The sequence below is a fragment of the Maridesulfovibrio frigidus DSM 17176 genome (assembly GCF_000711735.1).
In the GTDB taxonomy this organism is placed as follows: Bacteria; Desulfobacterota; Desulfovibrionia; order Desulfovibrionales; family Desulfovibrionaceae; genus Maridesulfovibrio; species Maridesulfovibrio frigidus.
Genome location: NZ_JONL01000001.1, coordinates 712983 through 734042 on the forward strand (window position 1 = coordinate 712983; position 21060 = coordinate 734042).

Here is a 21060-nt window from a genome sequence, read left to right on the forward strand (position 1 = left end):
CAAATTAACGCAATAATAACGAGTATTATATTCATCAAACAAAATCTACGTTCATCCGCCCTGCCTTTCAACATCCTTATTTATAGCTTTCCAGCCAACGGTAAAACTAGTCATTTTCCTAATATTATTTGCGACAGCTTCATTCTTCACATTCGCTACAAAAGTTGTCTCATGATATGGATAAGCCGTTTTAAAAACTAGATTAGGATACGCTGCAAATTTCTCTTCCAGTATATGCGAGCTCCGCCCCTCTCCCACTTCATGATATGAGGCTATTGCCGCCCACGACTTTGGATTATCGCTAATGTAGAGTGCTATATCATACGCGATATCGACCTCAGCGCCCTCTATGTCCATTTTGAAAAATTCTACACCTTTAGGAGCATAATCTGCAATAAGATCATTTAAAGTAATCGCTTCAACTATAAATGAATCAGAATCTCTTTCAGCTTCCGAACCAGATTCAGTGAGCGAATCACCTTCATTAATACAGCTTTCTCCGCCAGATTTGTGCTGAAAGCTTACTTCACCACTTCTAGTATAGAGAGCTTTTCTAACAAGTTCACAGTTCGCAAAATTATTCTTACCGATATCTGCGCCTATAAAATCTGCGCTCTGATTGTCCGGTTCCAGAAAGATAACCTTTCCTGCCTTTGCTGCGGCACTGAAATACATACCCGAAATACCATTCCACGGGCCGGCATCCACAACAGTCGAATCCGCGCTAACAGTGCCGGGCAATGTATACCCTCTAAGCTCACACACAAATTCAAAAAAAGGACAAACGGACGTATAAAATCTGGCCGAACCTATTTTACATTCCCACGCTTTAAATTGAAAGGAATAGCGGGTCATTGGCTCATATTTCCAAAAGGGCATATAGCCTAAAATGGAAGAAAATCGGACTACAAACCAATCTCCTACTTTCTCAAGATAAAAGTCTTTAGAGCAAAACAGCTCTTCAACTTCCTGAAACTGCTCGTAAGTTTCTTTTTCGACCTTGCCAATAAACTTGTGTAAAAGTTCGCTATCCATTGTCCCCCCTGCATAAACGGTGAAATACATGTATAAACATTTTTTCACAACTGTAGGACAACTTGCCACTACCTATTTACTTTTATACAAATAGTCATATAATTATTTTTAATGCCGTCGCTATCCGTTTTCCTGACGGCACATCAGGAGGTTTCATGAATTCCAAGCGACTTTTAGGTGTTTTTACTCTTATCACTTTAATGATGCTCCCCGTCTCTGCAATGGCAAACGGGCTACCCACTTTTGTTGAGCTCGCAAAAAAATGCGGCCCTTCAGTTGTTTTCATCAGCACTGTAAACACAGTGAAGCAAGACGGCTCCACGCAAAACAAATTCCACTCCTCTCCCGGACAGAAAAATCCTCTTGAGGACTTTTTTAAACAATTCGAAGACAGATTTAAAGGCAACAGTCCTAAGCAGAAACGTAAGCAAGGCGGCCTCGGAACCGGCTTTATCATCTCCGCTGACGGATATATTGTAACAAATAATCACGTTGTAGCTTCAGCCGATATAGTTAAAGTTAAGCTTCAGAATGCTGATCGCGAATACACGGCTAAACTTATCGGACTTGATAAGGAAACAGATCTTGCTCTGTTAAAAATTGATGCAGGAAAGAAACTTCCCTTCCTTAGTTTTGCAAATTCAGACAAAGCACAGGTTGGAGAATGGGTTATGGCTATAGGTAATCCATTCGGACTTGGTCATACCGTGACTAAAGGCATTATCAGCGCGAAAGGCCGCATCATTGGTGCAGGACCATTCGATAACTTCATCCAGACTGATGCTAGCATTAACCCCGGCAACAGTGGTGGACCACTAATCGACATGAAAGGTAAAGTGCTCGGCATTAACACCATGATACTTGCCAACGGTCAGGGAATCGGCTTTGCCATTCCAAGCAACATGGCTGAAAATGTAATATCGCAGCTTAAGACAAACAATAAAGTCAGCCGCGGCTGGCTTGGCGTAACGATACAGGACGCTGATGCTAATACTGCCAAAGCTCTCGGACTTTCCAGCAAAACAGGTGCTCTCGTAAGCTCTGTTAACCCTGGAGATCCAGCTGACAAAGGCGGCATGAAAGTCGGTGATGTCATATTAGAAGTAGGCGGCGCAAAAATTGACGACACCAACGACTTGCTTCGCACAATAGCAGCTCTTCTTCCCGGCAAGAAAGTCGACGTTCAGGTATGGCGCAAAGGCCAGGCTAAGAACCTGCTTGTCACCCTTGGCGAAAGAAACGGTAAAACAGTTGTAGCCGTTAAGGATTTCGGTCCTAAAGCCAAGCAGGAAACAGTTGAAGAGCTAGGCCTTGTTGCTCGCTCCATTGACCGTGAAGCCGAAGCTAAGGCTCTAGGATTAGCCAAAATGGAAGGTTTACTTGTGATCGAAGTACAGCCGAACACTCCAGCTGAAGAAGCCGCTATAGCGGTAGGCGATGCGATTCTGGAAGCTAACCAGCATAAAGTCAACACTATTGAAGATCTTCGCAAGATCATCAATAGCGAAGGCAAAGAACGTGGACTTGTGATGCTTCTAATTAAGCGTCAGGGAAGAAACATATTCCGCACCATCGAACTTGCCCCGAAAAAGACGGCTGAATAAAATGACAGCCCTTGCCCTCAGTTGAGAATATTAGCAGCCCTGTCCTGTCGAACCTATCGATAAGGCAGGGCTGTTTTAGATTATGCGGCTAACCGTTTTATGGACCAACATTTTAATTAAATAGGAGCCAGAGAATGCCTAACTTATCTGAGCAAATTGCTGATTATGAAGTAGAAAAAGAAAAAAAAGTTCCAAAAGAAATACTGGACGTGATGAACAAAGCTACTACTGAGTTGAAAAGTTCAGGTATCGAAGAACAAAGTTTGCAGACCGGCCGCAAGGCGCCAGCATTTAAAATTAAAAACCATCTTGGTGAAGAACGATCCCTTTCTGAACTAATTGAAAGCGGACCTGTAGTGCTTAGCTTTTACAGAGGTGGTTGGTGCCCTTACTGCAACTTAGAGTTGGCAGCCCTTCAACGTGCTCTTCCAGAAATTGAAGCTGCAGGCGCAAAGCTTGTAGCGATATCTCCGGAAACACCGGACAATTCTCTTTCCACTCGCGAAAAGAACGAAATTGCATTTGATGTGCTCTATGACGAAGGCAATAAAGTCGCAGAATCGTATGGGCTAGTTTTCACACTCAGCGATGACCTGCGTCCCATATACGATAAATTCGGGATTAATATACCCGAATTTAATGGTGAAGATACGTTCAAACTCCCGGTCCCAGCTACATATGTTATCAGCACTCACGGCATAGTCGCTTACCACTTTGTGGATGCCGACTACACTAAACGTCTTGAACCAAGTGATATAATAAAAGCTTTAAAAGAAATTTAAATAAAACGGGATACGGCTTAATGCTGTATCCCTTTTTTACATTGAATTAGTCCACCTATCATGACATGATCTCCCTAATAATATTTATAATTTTATACGGGGAAATTTCCATGAACACTTCTGCACGCACCATCCTTTCAATTTTATGCCTGATTATCATAGCAAGCTCAGTTGCTACCAACAGCTTTGCCGACTCGGAAAGCGACTTCGACGCGCATGAATCATTTGCCAAAATCCATTTTAATGACAACGAAATGGATTTTGCTTTTGCCCTGATTTTAGGAGCAACAATGAATCATGGCTGCGAAATAGGTGAAGCCTTTTACACAGCATCAAACATCAAAGAAGGTAGCGCTGAAAGCTGGCAGAAAGAATGGATCAATATGGCTAAGCGGGTTGAAAAAAGGGGTAAAGAATCCCTTGCCGCAGGCCATAAGGTCAGTGCGCGTGAACAATTTCAACGCGCTTCATATTATTATCGTGCAGCACTTATATCCATGATGCCTGCTGACCCTGCATTCAAAAAAACCGCCGACCAAAGCAGAAATATGTTGAAGGAAGCAGGAATCCTTTTCGATCCTCCTTTAGAATACATTGAGATTCCTTTTGAAGGTTCAGTACTGCCCGGCTTCTATCGCAAAGCGCCCAATAGTGATAAACCCGCAAAGACACTCATAATGCTCGGAGGAGGCGAAACCTTTGCCGAAGACCTCGTTTTTTATATTGCGCCGCAAGCTTTTGACAGAGGCTACAATTTCATAACAGTTGATCTACCGGGTCAGGGATTGCTTCCACTCGAGGGTAAAGTATTTCGTGCTGATGCGAACGTACCGATCAAAGCGATTGTTGATTACGTTCTTGCAAAACCTGAAACCGATCATGAAAGGGTCGCTGCATACGGAATCAGTGGCGGAGGAGGTTTCGTACCCATAGCGGCTGAGAATGATCCACGCATAAAAGCAATTGCGATGAACAGCGCGGTTGTTGATGCATATCCTCTTTTCGCATCTATGCCTGTGGCTTCAGCAACTAAAGAGATTGTGGAAGGATGGTCATCATTCAAGCAGAATACCGTGAAAGCAATTGCATGGCGCTGGGGAGTGGAAATGAATGATATTCCCGGACTTGTCGCTGCAAATAAAGGGTTCTCTTTCAACCCTGAAAAGGTTGATTGTCCGGCACTTATTATAGTCGGCGAAGGCGAATATGCAAATGAAGAAGTTAAACGCCAGCAAAAACTATGTTTCAAAAAATTGCCGAACAAGCGCAAGAAATTTGTTATGACTCCCAAAAATGAAGGCGCATCTAATCACTGTATAACTGAAAACCGCAGTGTAATGAGTCAGGTTGTTTTTGATTTCTTTGATGATGTTTTTAAATAGACGGGTAATTGCATCTTTATTCCTTAATGCCTTTGAGGTATGAAGCAGTCCATGAACAAAACAGCAACAATTCTTACAGCACCGGCGAAGGTGAATCTTTACCTGAAAATTGTCGGCAAAAGAGCTGATGGTTATCACGAACTGGACACCCTGTTTCATCCTTTTCCTGCGCTTGCGGACACGCTTGCAATCACCGAAAAAGATGAAGGATGCAGTATTCATTGTGCTGACTTCGACCTTCCGGCTGAAGACAACCTTATATATAAAGCGTGGGATAAATATGCTGAAGCTACGGGATTCAGACCCGGACTTCATATTGAGCTTACCAAAAAAACACCCACCGGAGCAGGCCTCGGTGGCGGAAGTTCAGACGCGGCAACAATGCTACGCTACCTGAATAATCACCCCAAAAGCCCTGGTATGGAACATGCTCAAATTAATGCACTTGCGGCTAAACTTGGCGCCGATGTTCCCTTCTTCCTGCTTGATGGCCCTGCATGGGCAAAAGGAATCGGCGAAGAGCTGACTCCTTGCGAGGTTGACCTTGTGGGACTTACTGCGCTACTAGTCTGCCCCGATGTTCATGTGAATACCGCGTGGGCTTATAAAGCATGGAGCAATGTAGATCCTATCAAGAATCCACAAAAAAAAGATTCATTTTACTTGACAACTTCACCTTGCGGTAATAACAAAGCGGCCTCCAAAACGAGGGCAACTTTGTTCAATGACTTTGAGCGCGTTGTCCTCCCTGAGTTTTCTGTTATAAGGGAAACTAAGGAATTTCTGTTGAAGAGTGGAGCCTGCGGAGCGGTTATGAGCGGAAGTGGTGCAAGCGTTATATCTTTTTTTAAAGATAAAGCCTTAGCGGAAAAAACAGCTTCTGAATTAAACGCTAAGAATGTTGACTCTGTAATTCATATCTTTTAGTCAGTACTAGTCTAGATTTCTACATACAGTGCTGGGGTGTCGCCAAGCGGTAAGGCAACGGGTTTTGATCCCGTCATTCGCAGGTTCAAATCCTGCCATCCCAGCCAAATTTTTTCCCTTCCCAAGAGGTCAAGATGGAGACCCTAATGAACGGTGAACTCAAGATTATCAGCGGCTCGTCTAATGTACCTTTAGCAGAAGCAATCTGTGACCACCTCGGTAGTCGCCTAACACCTTGCCTTCGCGAAAAATTCAGCGACGGAGAAATCCGCCTCGAAATCCAAGACAACGTTCGTGGCTGTGACGTATTCGTAGTCCAGTCCACTTGCGACCCTGTCAACTTTCATTTTATGGAATTATGCCTCATGCTGGACGCTCTCAAACGCGCAAGCGCACGCAGAGTAACAGCGGTTGTTCCTTATTACGGATACGCAAGACAGGACAGAAAAGTATCTCCGCGCGCGCCAATCAGCGCAAAACTAATGGCAGACTTTTTGACTGTAGCGGGCATGCACCGCATGGTCACAATTGATTTGCACGCAGGACAGATTCAGGGATTCTTCAATCTACCTGTTGACAATATTTATGCAGCTCCAGTTCTTCTCGATGAACTACGCCACCGTAAAGAAGACATGGTTATGGTTTCCCCTGACGCAGGCGGAACTGAACGTGCCAGAGCTTACGGAAAACGCCTGAACGCAGGATTAGCTATCGTTGATAAACGTCGCGATGCACCAAATCAGGCACAGGCAATGAACGTAATCGGAGAAGTTTCAGGAAAAACATGTGTAGTCATAGATGATATGATCGACACAGCCGGAACCATATGTCAGGCAGCTAAAGTACTTATGGATCATGGCGCAAAGGAAGTAATTGCCTGCGCTACTCATCCAGTTCTTTCCGGCCCGGCAATTGACAGACTCTGTGCAGCACCTTTTTCCGAGGTGATTGTAACAAACACATTGCCTGTCCCAGACGATAAGTTGAAATGCGGTAAAATCAAGGTCATGTCTGTAGCCGGACTCCTTGCTAAATGCATTCATAACGTTCACACCGAATCTTCGGTTAGCGTACTCTTCGTTTAAAAAGCCTATTCCCACCCTCTGCCGGTCTATTTTTGAGCGGCAGCTGGTTAACCAAAAGGAGATATAATGTCAGAAAAAGTAACTTTCGTAGCTGAAAAGCGCGAGAAAACTGGTAAATGTCAGAACCGTCGTCTACGTGTCGCTGGTAAAATTCCTGCAGTATTTTACTCTCAGGAAGGCGAAAACGTAATCCTTTCCGTAAACGAAATCGAATTCACTAAGATGTACCGCAAAATCGGTACAACTCAGCTTTTCAATCTTGAGTTCGAAGGAAAAACACACGACACATTGATCTGGAAAGCGCAGATGGATCCAGTTCGTCCTCGCATCAACCACATCGATTTCCTCGGAGTAGCTCCTAAGAAGCCTCTGAAGATCAAAGTTCCTGTTGTTCTCGAAGGAACAGCACCTGGTATTAAACTAGGTGGACAGATGACAATTTACCGCGAAACACTTGAAGTGTTTTGTTCAGCAGAAACAATTCCAGCTAAAATCATTGTCAACATTGATGGCATGAATGTTCAGGACACTGTTTTTGTTAATGATGTTAAACTAGCTGATGGTGCTAGAATTAACTCCGACAGCAACTTTGCTCTAGTTCGTTGTGTAGCTGGTAGAACAGTTTCCGATGATGATGGCGAAGAAACAGCAGAAGAAACCGAATAGTTTCCCTGCATATATGAATTTAGAGGCCTCGGAATTCCGGGGCCTTTTCTATTTTTAAAGCCCCCACTATTTTCCAGTTTCATTTTTCAAAGGATAATGCCACATGGAATACAAAGCGCTTATCGTAGGACTCGGAAACCCCGGCCCGGAATACGCCACAACTCGCCACAACATCGGCTTTATCCTAGCTGACGCGCTCGTGGAGCTGGCCAAATCCCGAAAAAGTATGCGCTTCAAAGAGCTGAGTGCTTCAAGTAACTACGAACTTTTCAGTATGTCACTTGCAGGTAATAATATTCTTGTTACCAAGCCGCTTACTTACATGAACCTAAGTGGAAACGCGGTCGGTTCCATTTGCGGCAAAAATTCCATTTCTGTTAAAGACGTTATCGTTGTTCACGATGAGCTTGACCTTCCGCAAGGAAGAATGAAGTTCAAACGAGGCGGCGGTAATAATGGCCATAGAGGGTTACTATCTATTCAGGAAGTCATGAAATCCCCGGACTTTTTAAGAATTAGAATAGGGATCGGGCGACCAGAATTTTCATCACAAGTTAAGGATTACGTTCTTGAAGAATTCAGCGCGAAAGAACTGAATGTATCTAATCAAATGGTTCACGCGGTAATCAAAGGACTAGACTTATATTTCAGGCGAGGACAAGGTCCTGCTACGCAATTCATGCATACCTTCGAGCCGGATGAAAGTTAAATCTGGCAATAGACTATTTCACTCATTTCAGTTATAGTATGCATTCGAAATCATTCCCCAGATCAACAGACCTCAAATCGGGGATTCTAAAGAAATGTGAAGAAGGAAGACGCTAAACTTAGCATACATCACTGCTAAGACGATTAAACGTGCCAAATTAGTCTAAAATTTCTATTATAAACGACCTGAAAACATTTCTAACCATTTCTTTTCTAAGTCCAAGGAGCCATGCGTGTTTGAGATAAGCCAACTTGTTGTCTACCCTTCACAGGGAGTAGGCGAAGTAGAACGTATTGAAAGCCAGGAAATCAGTGGATCAACTGCCGAGTTCTACATTGTGCGCATTCTAAGCAACAATGTTACTCTTATGGTCCCGGTATCAAATGCCCATAATGTGGGGCTAAGACCTGTCTGCAGTAACAAAGAAGCTCTCGGAATATACGAGTGCCTCAAAGATAGATCAGATTTCACAGGCTACACAGGACAAAACTGGAACAGACGCTACAGAGAATATTCTGAAAAGCTCAAAAGCGGCGACCTACAAGACGTTGCTTATGTTCTCAAAGAACTATTTTTGATTGGGCGTGATAAAGAACTTTCATTCGGTGAACGTAGACTTTTGGAACAGGCCATGGGACTTGTCTCAATGGAAATGTCTTTTGCCCTTGAAATTGAACAAGACGAAGCAAAAGAAGAGATCAACGCTCTTTTTAGTGATGTATTAGACAAGCCAGCTGAAGAAAAGAAAGCAAAAGAAGAGAAAGCAAGAGAAGAGAAGAAAGCGAAAGAAGAGAAGAAAGCAAGAGAAGAGAAAGCAAAAGAACAAAAGAAATAATCTCAAAAAAAAGTCTAAACAACTTGTCATCTTTGATTCTTTCAGTTAATGCCCTATGAGGTTGCAGTCCACAAGTATGATGTCTAACACCATACTCGCTTTCATAAGCAAATCTTCATAGATATACTGCAAAATGGGCCGTGCTAAATTCACTATTAATATAATTGTAATACGAGCACATAAAACGCCCTTCTCGTTAGGAAATCCAATACATCCTGTTCTTCAATCATCGAAAATGCCTTTTAACGAGTGCGTAATACATTTAAAGTGTAACGCACCCGCTAGATATAATATTAAGTAAGCTTTTATTTATTCTTAAACTTCTAACTCTCGGTTAACACAAGATATGGGCCAAGAACAAAATACAAACAATCTGAATCTGAATCTGACTGATTTGAAACTAAAGAGCATGGCAGATCTTATGGATCTTGCTACTAAGTTCAAAGTTGAAAACCCCAGCGGAATGCGTAAACAGGAACTGATTTTTGGACTACTGCAAGGTTGTGCAGCCCAAAACGGACAAATTTACGGAGAAGGCGTACTTGAAGTACTGCCCGATGGATTCGGATTCCTTCGCTCCCCCACCTATAGCTACATGCCCGGGCCCGACGATATCTACGTATCTCCATCACAGATTCGTAGATTTGGCCTTAGAAAGGGTGACATTATTTCCGGACAGATTCGCCCCCCTAAAGAGGGTGAAAGATATTTTGCACTGCTCCGGGTTAATGAAATCGGTTTAGAAGCTCCTGAACACTCCCGAAATCTTGTTCTCTTCGACAACCTCACACCTATCTACCCAGACGTCCGTTTCAAAATGGAAAACGGTCCAAAGAATTTCACATCAAGAGTTATCGATATCCTTGCTCCAATCGGACTTGGACAGCGCGCACTGCTCGTTGCTCCTCCCCGTACCGGTAAGACAATGATGCTTCAGAATATCGCTAACTCCATTAACGCTAACCATCCTGATGTCGACCTCATCGTTCTTCTTATTGACGAACGCCCTGAAGAAGTCACAGACATGGCTAGAACTGTTAATGCAGAAGTCGTAAGTTCGACTTTTGATGAACCTCCACAGCGCCATGTTCAGGTGACTGAAATGGTTCTTGAAAAAGCTAAACGTCTTGTTGAGCGTAAAAGAGATGTTGTCATCCTTCTTGACTCAATCACTCGTTTAGGACGTGCATACAACGCAGTAACACCTTCTTCCGGTAGAGTTCTCTCCGGTGGTCTTGATGCAAACGCTATGCAGCGCCCGAAAAGATTTTTCGGAGCAGCACGTAACATCGAGGAAGGCGGAAGTCTTACAATTATTGCAACAGCACTAATTGATACAGGTTCCAGAATGGACGAAGTTATCTTTGAAGAATTCAAAGGTACAGGTAATATGGATCTCTACCTTGATCGCAAACTTTCTGAGAAGAGAGTATTCCCATCCATTGACATCAACCGTTCCGGTACACGTAAAGAAGAGCTTCTACTTTCACAGGAAGTTCTTAATAAAGTCTGGATTCTTAGAAAGCTTCTTGCCCCGATGAACACCATAGATTCTATGGAATTCCTTCTCGGTAAGATGAAAGGAACCAAAAAGAACGAAGACTTCTTTGAGATGATGGGTAAATAATCCTTCCCCTCCTACTTACAAAGATTAGCGGGAAAAAGCCTTACGAGATTTATCTCGTAAGGCTTTTTTATTTTTATGAAATCTTTACAATAACGAAGCCAGTACATACAGTTATATGAGAGATAAGAATCTTAATAGTTCATAACTACAAAACTAATTTAAATAATATTTTGATAAATAAAAACCACACTCTACGCATAGTTTTTGCAATCCTGACATTTTTGTTTTCCATAACATGGCTGACACCTCAGGCTACTGCTTCTTCCATACTTGGAGATTTCACAGTAACAGATGAAATTAAACTTGGTGGTGAATTCAATAAAATGATCCACGAAAGGATGCCTGTCGTCCTTGATCCCCAGATTGATGGCTATATTGAGCATCTTGTAAAACGCATTGCTAAGACCATGCCTCCGCAACCTTTCCCAATAACGTCCGCAGTTATTGATAATAATTCTATGAATGCTTTCGCCGTTCCTGGCGGATATATTTACGTATTTACTGGACTTATTCTAAACCTTAAGCACGAAGATGAACTTGCAGCAGTTATAGGACATGAGCTTGCACATGTATCTTTAAGACATGTAGCGCGCCGCATGGAAAAGATGAAGTTGGTCAACATTGCCAGCATGATGGGAACATTAGCAGGCATGATGCTTGGTATGACTGGCGACTCTAATGCTGCTGCTGTAGGGCAAGCGATGTCAATGGGTTCCATGGCTGGAGCACAAAGTGCTTACCTCAGCTATACCCAGCAAAATGAAAGAGAAGCTGATCATCTTGGAATGAACTATCTGGTAGACGCGGGCTTCAACCCAACAGGAATGGTTGAGAGTTTCAAAACCATGAAACGCCGTCAATGGTACGTCAGTAACAACAATATCCCTAGCTACCTGTCGACTCACCCAGGCCTTGATGATCGTATTGATTACCTCAAAGAAAGATTTGCCCGGATGCCTGCTAACTATTTCAAAAGACGTGCAGACGACTCAATTTTTCTAAAAATCCAAACCCTGATACGAGCGCGTAGAACCGATCCGAAAGTTGCGCTTGCCCACTATAACAACATTCCAGAAGCTGATCGTACCTGCCTCGATGAGCTGGGACTTGGAATAATTCTTTCGCGAATGGAGCAAAGCCACGACGCTGAAGCTGCCTTTAAAAAAGCCTTAAAAGAATGCCCCAGCGACCCGCTTATTCTTCGTGAAGCAGGACGTTTTTATTTTTCTATAGGCAAAATGGACAAAGCTTCGCCTCTTTTGCGGGAAGCTTTCATACGGACTCCACAAGATGCTATGGCCCTCTTTTTCATTGCTCGAATACAAGCTGAAAGAAAAGACTATGTTCAGGCTATCCCCACAATGAGGAGGGTCGCTGAAATGGTCCCGCACGATCAGGAAATTCATTATCACCTAGGGCGTATGCTAGGTGAATCTGGAGATTACTTTGGTGCGCACGAACAACTTGCCTACGCCGCATTATATAAACATGACTTCAAGCAAGCGATGTTCCACCAAAAAAAAGCTGAAGGACTAGCTAAAACAAGAAGCCAAAAGAAACAGTTAAGCAAATTGCAAAAGTTGTTGATTCCACCGGAAGAGGAGTAATAAAGGCTTTATTTCACTTTTATACTTTTTTTTAATGCTGATGAGTGCCATAGGTTTCATTTTAGAGCGTAGTCACGTACCTATAACTGATAATATTCTTCTCTGAAGACGCTTACTTGAAGTATACGTTTTTTTGATGTAGTTATCCCCTTTCTAAAATCTATCTCCATAAGTGAAGCGAAAATGATAATCGCAAGATCAATCGAAGAAATAAAGCAGCTTAAAAATGGCTCCTGTGTAACCATAGGTAATTTTGATGGTGTTCATAAAGGACACCAGAAACTTATCTGTAGCACATGCAGAAAAGCCAAATCGAATGGATTATCCAGCGTAATTGTAACCTTCGACCCACATCCTTTGCGGGTTTTAGTTAACAGCAAAACGCCCCCATTCATCACCCTCACTGAGCAAAAAATAGAACTTTTGGCACTTCACAAGCCAGATATTATCCTTGCGCTGAATTTTACAATGGAAATGGCAAAACTATCTCCTGAAGAATTCATCAAGAAGTATCTTATTGACGGCCTAGGCATGAAGCAGATGGTCGTGGGATATGACTATGCTCTTGGCAAAGGGCGTGCCGGCAACTACGAAGTGCTGGTCGAATTTGGCCGCAAATACGGATACGGCATCGAAAGACTTGACCCTATCATTATTAATGATGCGGTAGTCAGTTCTTCACGAATCAGAGACATGGTACGTGAAGGCAATGTCTGGGATGTGCGCCCACTACTTGGCAGGTTTTATCAGGTGCGCGGCGAAGTTGTACACGGCATGAATCGCGGTGGCCGCCTTCTTGGTTTCCCCACAGCCAATATCAAGCTGGAAGATGAGCTTTTCCCCAACAAGGGAGTTTACGCTATCAGGGTTGAAGTGGATGGAATGGTCCGTGCGGGCGTGGCAAATATTGGTAAAAATCCAACTTTTGGTAACGATATCCTTTCCGTAGAAGCACATATTTTCAACTTCTCAGACGATATTTACGGTAAAAATATCCGGGTTCATTTCATTCAGAGAATTCGGGCAGAACGCAAGTTCGATAGCCTGGACGAACTGAAAGCCCGTATAACTAAAGATACCGAACTTGCAAAATCAATCCTTTCATACCCCGAATCACAAGTTCGACCGGGATTAAACCTGACTGAGTCAGGAACTGGAGCCTGTTAATGAGCCCCCTTCTTAACTTTCAAGTCTGGAAGGAAATTGCGAGATCTTACAAGAATATCAGCTCGTTCAGGTGGCTTTTATTAGGGGTACTGGTCGGGCTTCTCTCTGGAGTACTGGCAGTCGCATTTTTTGCAGCAGTTGAATACGGTAAATTTATTTTCCTCAACCAATTGGCAGGCCTATCCTTACCAGCTCCTGCAGGCGAAGAAATTTTTCATGGAACTCCTGGTCAATTACGAGCTTGGGTCGTTCCCGTCTCAACTATGACTGTAGGTCTGCTCACAGGCTGGCTCGTTAACAAATACATTCCTGAAACTATCTCCGGCGGCACAGATGGAACAGATGCTACAATCAAATGTTTCCATCAGGGCGGCGGAATCATGCGCCCCATCGTCCCGATAATTAAAGGTATTACATCCATTTTCACTATCGCCACCGGCGGTAGCGCAGGACGGGAAGGTCCCATTACGCAAATGGGTGCAGGTATCGGTTCTTGGGTTGCGCAAAAGCTTAAACTCTCAGCCAAAGAACGCAGAATACTTCTTCTGGCAGGTGCAGCTGGAGGCCTTGGAGCCATATTTCGTGCCCCGCTAGGCGGAGCGCTTACAGCAGTTGAAGTTATTTACCGCGAAGATTTTGAATCCGAAGCGATTCTCCCATCAGTATTATCTTCGGTTGTATCATACTCACTTTTCACACTTTTTTACGGTTCTGAACCTATTTTTGGAATTCCTAGATTTGTATTCCATGACCCCCGTGAAATGATCTTTTATATAATTCTGGCTTTTGCGTGTACCTTCGCAGGCTGGATGTATATCCGCACTTTCCGTTTCATCAAGTATTCAATTTTCTCTAAAATTAAAGATAGATTAGGCCTCATGTGGGCGACCGGGATAGGCGGACTTATGATGGGATTGATGGGAATGCTTTTCCCGCAAGTTCTGTCAGGTGGTTACGGCTGGCTGGAAATGGCTATCATGGGTGAAATCCCAATCATGATGATGATCGCGATCTTATTGGGAAAAACCGTTGCCACGTCTATGACCATTGGGTCAGGAATGAGTGGTGGTATGTTCGCTCCGGCACTCTTTGTCGGCGGTATGACAGGTGGTGTTGTCGGACAGGTTGCCGGGAAATATTATCCCGAAATCGCTACCCAGCCCGGCGGCTATGTGCTTGTCGGTATGGCTGCATTTTTCGCAGGAGTAGCCAATGCGCCGATTGGGCCGCTGATCATGGTCTGTGAACTTACACAAGGTTACGGGCTTCTAGCTCCTCTGATGCTTGCATCCGCCTTATGTATCGTGCTGGGACGTAATTTCTCTCTATATGAGCATCAGGTGGATAACAAATTTGAATCCCCCGCTCATATCGAAGATGCAACTATCAACATTCTCGAGCAACTGCACGTTGATACGCACTTCAAACCCGGCATAGTCACAACTCTTGAAGAGGGTACAACTCTCAAGGCCCTGCGCGATATTATTGCGAATACTAATGAGCTGTACTTTCCCGTTAAGAATGACGAAGGCATAATCACCGGGATTATGACCATTCATAATGTAAGAAATCATCTCTTCAATCAGGACCTTTTCGATCTAATTCTTGCACGGGATCTGGCGACTAAGCCTGCAACACTGAAAGCTGATGACGACTTATACACTGCACTGCTAAAATTTGTGGATACAGATTACGGTCAAATCCCTGTTGTAGCAGAAGATGATCCGAACCATATTATCGGCCTGCTTAATCGTGAAAACGTATTTAGAGCTTACGCAAAGGCGATCAAAGAACTTCACGAAGATTAGTCTAAATTATTAAATCTCACAGAAAAGTCCTCTTGAATTTTACTTCAAGAGGACTTTTTTTTATACTTATCACAAACTGTAATGTACAAGTGAAGCTGATTAATACACCTGCTTACAAGCGCTTAAATAACTCCACAGCCTCCGCTGGGGGTTGAACTTCACACCGCTTATATTTACGCCCGTCATCCGTGCGCAGCATTAATCCACGATCAACAAGCTCGCGCCGAAGCAATGCATAGTCACCGAACTCATGATTCTTATCAAGCAACTCATTAACTTCGCGCTCCACCATAGATTCACGGGCAGGAATGCGCGACCACATTACCCACAAGCAAATCATGCGTTGCGAAAATTTCTTAGGCCAGCGGACAAGCTGCCCCTCATTAAAAAGTCGTAACAACTTCTTCACAAGTTTATAATCAACTTCTGGCTTTGGCTGGACTGGAAGATCGATAGCTACCTGAGCTTCCTGCTGAGCACGGAAATGCTGGAAGTTGCGATAGCCAACAGCTTTCGTAAGCAAATTAAGCATTTCAACATGACTGGGAGTGGATTCGAAACCGTCAAGCTGACGGCGAATGGTCTTGGCAAACATTGATATGTCGCCCACAGATAAAGGCAAAGTAGTTTTAGACATGACTAATCCTCGTTCTCGTCCCTACCCAAAAAGAAATGGAGTGTCAGTGGTCGCCGGCTTCCGACTCGGCACGAAATTAAGGTGTCGATTGGAGTAAAGAAAAGTGACAGGTTTAGCTCCCCGATAAGGGGCGGCAACGCCTAGGTGAACTGTCGACCTAAGTAGTTTATAACTGATATTATTTGTGACGGCAACTTGGGGGAAATCCCGTTTTTTACCCCCCTCCCCCTTGCCATCCCCTCAAGCGGTATTATCCTCTGATCATTCGAATAAAACCCAAACCGAATCCATGTTTAGCTGGAACCGGATATATATTTCCCAGATCGACAAATATTGAAATTCAATCTTCATATTGAAAACGAGTAACGCCCACTACACAGGCAGAATCAGGAGATAAACATGGAACTCAGAGGAACGACCATACTGGCCGTTAAAGACGAAAAAGGTTCAGCCATGGCTGGAGACGGTCAGGTCACTATGGGCCAAGCCATTGTAATGAAGCATTCTGCAATCAAAGTTCGTACTCTTTATAATGAAAAAGTCCTTGCCGGATTTGCAGGCGCAACCGCTGACGCTTTCACTCTCTTCGAAAGATTCGAGAAAAAGCTTGAAACTCATGGCGGCAACCTTGTCCGCAGCGCAGTGGAGCTTGCAACTGACTGGCGCAAAGATAAATACCTTCGCAAACTTGAAGCAATGATCCTTGTTGCTGATGCCGAACATATCCTGATCATCAGTGGTAACGGCGATGTTATTGAGCCTGATGACGGCCTTGCAGCTATCGGATCAGGGGGAGCTTATGCTCTTTCCGCTGCCCGCGCACTCTCCCGCCACACAGAACTTTCAGCTGTTGAAATTGCAGAAAAGGCAATGGAAATTGCAAGCGAAATATGTGTTTATACCAACGATCATTTTGTTATTAAAACTCTTGATAAATAATTTCACGCAAAGGCCAATAAATGAGTAATCTTACACCTAGAGAAATCGTATCGGAATTGGATAAATTCATCATCGGTCAAGCTGACGCTAAGCGTATGGTCGCCATTGCAATGCGTAACCGCTGGCGCAGACAACAGCTCCCCGCGGAACTACGCGATGAAATTTCACCTAAAAATATTATTATGATGGGACCAACCGGTGTTGGTAAAACAGAGATAGCTCGTAGACTTGCGAAGCTTTCAGGTTGTCCATTCTTTAAGGTAGAAGCCACCAAATTTACCGAAGTAGGATATGTAGGTCGTGATGTAGAATCCATGATCCGCGATCTTATGGAAATTGGAATAGCTCTTGTGCGCAAAGAAGAGTTAGATAAAGTCAAAGTTAAAGCTGAAAAGAACGCAGAAGAACATCTTCTTGATCTGCTATTACCTTCATCAAAACCTAAAAATCCAACAATGGCTTTCTTTAATCCCAACGCCAATGCAAACGAAGCCATACCTCTTCAGGAAGAAAATCCTTCGGAAGATACAAACTCCACCCGCGAAAAATTCCGCAAAATGTGGCGCGACGGCAAGCTTGATGAACGTGAAATTGATATAGAAGTTACTGTTCAGGGCGGAACAGGCGTCGAGATCATGTCCATGCCCGGCATGGAAGACATGGGAATGCAAGTTAACGACATGATCGGAAACATGTTCCCTAACAAAAAGAAGGCTCGCAAAGTTAATATTCGCGAGGCCTACGACATCCTTATTCAGGAAGAGTCCGACAAGCTTATTGATATGGACAATGTGGCTGATATGGCCCGTGAACGTGTTGAGCAGACCGGAATTTTATTCCTTGATGAAATTGATAAAATCGCAGGACGCCATGAAAGCAGCGGTTCGACAGATGTTTCCCGTGAAGGTGTGCAGCGCGATTTGCTGCCCATAGTTGAAGGAAGTGTAGTTAAAACCAAATACGGCATGGTGAAGACAGATCATATCCTATTCATTTCAGCCGGAGCATTTCATTACTCCAAGCCTTCTGATCTGATACCGGAACTTCAAGGCCGTTTCCCGCTTCGTGTTGAGCTTCATGCGCTTGGTAAAGATGAATTCTACAGAATTCTCACCGAGCCTCAGAACGCTTTGACAGTTCAGTATAAAGCTCTGCTTGAAACTGAAAAGATCACCATTGATTACAGCCGTGAGGCCCTTGAAGAGGTCGCCGCCACAGCTCAAAAGATTAATGAAGAAACCGAAAATATTGGTGCTAGAAGACTTTACACTATAATGGAAAAGATTCTCTCAGACCTATCCTTTGAAGCTCCTGATAGATCAGGTGACTCCATCATGATCGATGAAGAGTACGTTAAAGAAAAATTGAAAGATGTAATTGAAGATAGAGATTTATCGCGTTACATTTTATAGTTCGCAACAAAGCCAATTATCAAACAAAACGGGGTTCTTATACAAAGAGCCCCGTTTTTGTCTGTTTTTTAAAATTGTGACCAAATATAAAATATGGTATCGCTGTCTAGCATTTAAACAGTACTGTTTCTAACTAGAAGACAAATAATTCAATTCGCCGCAAAAGAAAGGTTACAAAGAAAATTATGAGCACCCCCCCTGACAACAAAGAATCCATCCCTAAGATTGTAGGAACGTTTTCTTCCACCATTAAGCAAGAGATTGGAGCAGGTGCTACAAAACGGAAAGTTGTTCATGAATTTCTGTATTACGCCGAAGAAAATGATAATGGCGAAATTGCTCTCCGCCCATTAAATGATAAATTTGTACCCGCTGGTGACGAACAGATTATAAGCAAAGATGAACTTCTGGAATCCTTCACTGCAGAGATAGAGCTTCACTCTAAATCCGTTTTCCCGGCAATGAAAGAACTGGGTAAATGCTTGGCAAGAGCAGACCGTCAGCGTCAACTCGGAAAACATTTCACTGCGGAAATGGAATATGGAAAAGCCCTCACTATTGACGAAGACAATATTCGTGCAATTTTCGGAATGGGCCTCTGCTACCTTGAGCGTCAGGACGATTCTAAATCAGAGGATCTTTTTAGTAGATTGCTCGAACTTAATGCAGCTTTCAGCACTGAACACAAACATCTATTCAACGATTTCGGTATATCTCTCCGGAAGAACAAAAAGCATGCAGAAGCCATAGAGTTTTACACTAAAGCCTTAAATTTCTGCTCAGACGATGAGAACCTTCTTTTCAATATTGCCCGCAGTTTATACGAAATTGAGAAAAAGAAAGAAGCATGCGACTTTCTTGACCAGTGCCTTGAAATTAATCCAGAATTTAAAGAAGCTATCAAACTCAAGAAATTTATAAGCAAAAACTAGTTCCAGCCTAATTCCTTTTTTTATTACCTACTATTTTTACCTGACATCATAAAAATAAATCCATTTCAACCTTACGAAATGGATTTATTTTCCTACTCCCCCGCCAGTTTTATAAGATAACTCACTGATATAGCAGAACTTGAATTTTAGGCACATACCTTGCTTTACTAATACTAGCTGGATCTTTTTTCCCGCTATAAGGTAAATTGGACCGCGCGGAGTCAATATATGCGCGCCAAGCAAGGAGCTTTCTAATGTCTTTCAGCGCAATGTATGTCGGAGCGACAGGGGTTAAGGCCCACAGTATGCTGCTTCAGCAAACAGGCAATAATATCGCTAACGTGAATACTACTGCCTACAAGAGCGGTGATACGTTCCTAGAGACCCTATACAGCCAAGCTGCTACCGGGACAACTTCTGGCTTAGTTAATGGCATTACCTCCAACTCTCCAGGACAAGTGGGTAAAGGTGTAGCGATTTCTTCTACTCGCATAAATTTTGCGGAAGGAGCATTCGAAACCACTTCCTCGAGTACTGATCTCGGTATTGGAGGAAAAGGATTCTTTAGGGTTGTCGATCAGGATTCCAAAGTAAATCACTATACCCGTGCAGGAAGTTTCAGGTTCGATAAAGAGGGCGTACTCACAGATTCGCACGCTAACGCCCTTCAAGGATACGCCATTGACGCTGATGGTAACATCGGAACAGTCTCTGAAAACGTTGCTCTACCTATGAAAGATGAGCTCAACTCCTCAGGAGAGACTGTCCAAGTGGTTAAGTCAGACCCTAAAGCCACCAACCAAGTCGCAATTAAAACTAATCTAGATCACGCTTCTATAGACCATAGCCAAAATGCAGAGTCTCCTTTCTTCTCGATGCTTGGAGAATGGGACGGCACAAAGGAAATGCCTCTTGGCGTTGACGATTTTGCATATAGTACAGCTCTTCAAATATATGATGAGAGCGGCAATACGATGGACCTGACAGTATATTACGATAAGGCCTCGCCCAGTTCATCAAGCCCAACTGACAGAAGATATTGGGAATATATTGTAACAGTTCCCCCTGGAAATGATGGTAGAGCAGCGACAGATGGTACATCTGGAGCGGGCTTGCTCATGAGCGGAACGCTCGAATTTGCAGGCGATGGAACTCTCATCAATCAGACAGCATATACCTTAAACAGTAATGCTGCTGACCCTAAGGACTTAAACAACTGGACTTTGGCGAACTTCAATGAAGATGGCGAACCCATTGTAAGTGCTACCTTTAAGGGAGATGAAGGAACAGGGACCAATCAAAACGTCGCTGTTAATTTAGGTAGCAGGTCAGCTACAAATGCATGGACGACACCCGGCGGAACTGCCGCGGAAGTGGGCAGTAATGTGTCCTCACTTCCAGGCATGGAAAACGGTCGTCAGGATGCTCTCAGTACCACCAACTATAGTGGATATTCTTCTACAGTCAGCCAGTCTCAGGATGGATTCGGCGAAGGATATTTGCAAAATGTTTCGGTTAACACTGAGGGAATTCTATCAGCACACTTCTCGAACGGACTCAGCACGGATTTGTATCAAATAAACCTATACAACTTTAAGAGTCAGACCGGACTGCGGCGAGAAGGTTCAAATTACTTCTCAGAGAGTCAAGGTTCCGGAGCTGCCATTGAAGGTGTCGCTAAGACGGACGGGATGGGATCTATTCTAGGTAATAGCTTAGAAACATCTAACGTTGATCTGGCTCAGGAATTTGGATCTATGATCCTTACCCAAAGAGGTTTTCAGGCCAACTCCAAGACTATAAGCACCGTAGACCAGTTAATAAATACTACGCTAGGCATTAAGAAGTAATTACGGCTAAACACAAAAAATAAACCCCTTGCTAATTTATCAAATTAGCAAGGGGT

General features: G+C 43.5%; 17 protein-coding genes, 1 tRNA gene and 1 pseudogene. 17 read left to right on the top strand and 2 right to left on the bottom strand.

The features are described from left to right. Positions 1–51 precede the first annotated feature (51 nt). Positions 52–1035 carry an FkbM family methyltransferase gene (locus BR06_RS0103370; RefSeq protein WP_031480125.1) on the bottom strand — a complete coding sequence of 328 codons (984 nt, stop codon included), beginning with the start codon at positions 1033–1035 and terminating at the stop codon, positions 52–54. Positions 1036–1190: 155 nt separating this feature from the next. Here BR06_RS0103370 and BR06_RS0103375 point away from each other — a divergent pair, with 155 nt between their 5' ends. From BR06_RS0103375 to BR06_RS0103435, 13 genes and pseudogenes are all read left to right on the top strand, one after another. Next, positions 1191–2639 (top strand): Do family serine endopeptidase, encoded by a 1449-nt coding sequence (locus BR06_RS0103375; RefSeq protein WP_031480127.1) that lies wholly within the window; start codon positions 1191–1193, stop codon positions 2637–2639. Positions 2640–2773: 134 nt separating this feature from the next. Further along, complete coding sequence (locus BR06_RS0103380) at positions 2774–3421, top strand: peroxiredoxin-like family protein (protein WP_031480129.1); 648 nt, start codon at positions 2774–2776, stop codon at positions 3419–3421. 110 nt (positions 3422–3531) lie between these two features. After that, a complete protein-coding gene (locus tag BR06_RS0103385; protein ID WP_031480131.1) occupies positions 3532–4803 on the top strand; it encodes an alpha/beta hydrolase in 1272 nt (423 codons plus the stop codon). Positions 4804–4854: 51 nt separating this feature from the next. After that, positions 4855–5730: a 4-(cytidine 5'-diphospho)-2-C-methyl-D-erythritol kinase gene (gene ispE, locus BR06_RS0103390; protein WP_034602737.1), complete on the top strand. Its 876-nt coding sequence runs from the start codon at positions 4855–4857 to the stop codon at positions 5728–5730. Positions 5731–5762: 32 nt separating this feature from the next. After that, positions 5763–5837 (top strand) — tRNA-Gln (locus BR06_RS0103395). Between the two features lie 39 nt (positions 5838–5876). Continuing rightward, positions 5877–6815, top strand: a complete 939-nt coding sequence (locus BR06_RS0103400; RefSeq protein WP_031480135.1) for a ribose-phosphate diphosphokinase — start codon at positions 5877–5879, stop codon at positions 6813–6815. 66 nt (positions 6816–6881) lie between these two features. After that, positions 6882–7481 carry a 50S ribosomal protein L25 gene (locus BR06_RS0103405; protein ID WP_031480137.1) on the top strand — a complete coding sequence of 200 codons (600 nt, stop codon included), beginning with the start codon at positions 6882–6884 and terminating at the stop codon, positions 7479–7481. 103 nt (positions 7482–7584) lie between these two features. Continuing rightward, the gene (gene pth, locus BR06_RS0103410; protein ID WP_031480139.1) at positions 7585–8190 is read left to right on the top strand and encodes an aminoacyl-tRNA hydrolase; all 606 of its coding nucleotides are present in this window, start codon (positions 7585–7587) and stop codon (positions 8188–8190) included. Between the two features lie 232 nt (positions 8191–8422). Further along, positions 8423–8932 (top strand): annotated as a pseudogene (locus BR06_RS0103415) (CarD family transcriptional regulator); the annotation flags it as partial. A gap of 439 nt (positions 8933–9371) precedes the next feature. After that, complete coding sequence (gene rho / locus BR06_RS0103420; protein ID WP_031480144.1) at positions 9372–10652, top strand: transcription termination factor Rho; 1281 nt, start codon at positions 9372–9374, stop codon at positions 10650–10652. 170 nt (positions 10653–10822) lie between these two features. Then, a complete protein-coding gene (locus BR06_RS0103425) occupies positions 10823–12259 on the top strand; it encodes a M48 family metallopeptidase (protein WP_235727649.1) in 1437 nt (478 codons plus the stop codon). Between the two features lie 183 nt (positions 12260–12442). Then, a complete protein-coding gene (locus BR06_RS0103430; protein ID WP_031480148.1) occupies positions 12443–13426 on the top strand; it encodes a bifunctional riboflavin kinase/FAD synthetase in 984 nt (327 codons plus the stop codon). Continuing rightward, positions 13426–15234 carry a chloride channel protein gene (locus BR06_RS0103435; RefSeq protein ID WP_031480150.1) on the top strand — a complete coding sequence of 603 codons (1809 nt, stop codon included), beginning with the start codon at positions 13426–13428 and terminating at the stop codon, positions 15232–15234. The genes BR06_RS0103430 and BR06_RS0103435 overlap by 1 nt, the downstream gene beginning before the upstream one ends. 112 nt (positions 15235–15346) lie before the next feature. Here BR06_RS0103435 and BR06_RS0103440 read toward each other — a convergent pair whose 3' ends face one another. After that, positions 15347–15871, bottom strand: coding sequence for a DUF2087 domain-containing protein (locus BR06_RS0103440; RefSeq protein ID WP_031480152.1), 525 nt, complete (start codon positions 15869–15871; stop codon positions 15347–15349). A 399-nt stretch (positions 15872–16270) separates the two neighbouring features. Between BR06_RS0103440 and hslV the strand changes: the two genes are divergently transcribed. The 4 genes from hslV to BR06_RS0103460 all read left to right on the top strand — a co-directional run bounded on the left by hslV (position 16271) and on the right by BR06_RS0103460 (position 21004). After that, complete coding sequence (gene hslV / locus BR06_RS0103445; RefSeq protein WP_031480154.1) at positions 16271–16810, top strand: ATP-dependent protease subunit HslV; 540 nt, start codon at positions 16271–16273, stop codon at positions 16808–16810. A 20-nt stretch (positions 16811–16830) separates the two neighbouring features. Beyond that, positions 16831–18222 carry an ATP-dependent protease ATPase subunit HslU gene (hslU, locus tag BR06_RS0103450; protein WP_031480156.1) on the top strand — a complete coding sequence of 464 codons (1392 nt, stop codon included), beginning with the start codon at positions 16831–16833 and terminating at the stop codon, positions 18220–18222. Between the two features lie 185 nt (positions 18223–18407). Next, entirely contained in the window at positions 18408–19154 is a 747-nt protein-coding gene (locus tag BR06_RS0103455) for a tetratricopeptide repeat protein (RefSeq protein WP_031480158.1), read from the top strand. A gap of 254 nt (positions 19155–19408) precedes the next feature. Then, positions 19409–21004: a flagellar hook protein FlgE gene (locus BR06_RS0103460; RefSeq protein WP_031480160.1), complete on the top strand. Its 1596-nt coding sequence runs from the start codon at positions 19409–19411 to the stop codon at positions 21002–21004. The last annotated feature ends 56 nt before the right edge of the window (positions 21005–21060 follow it).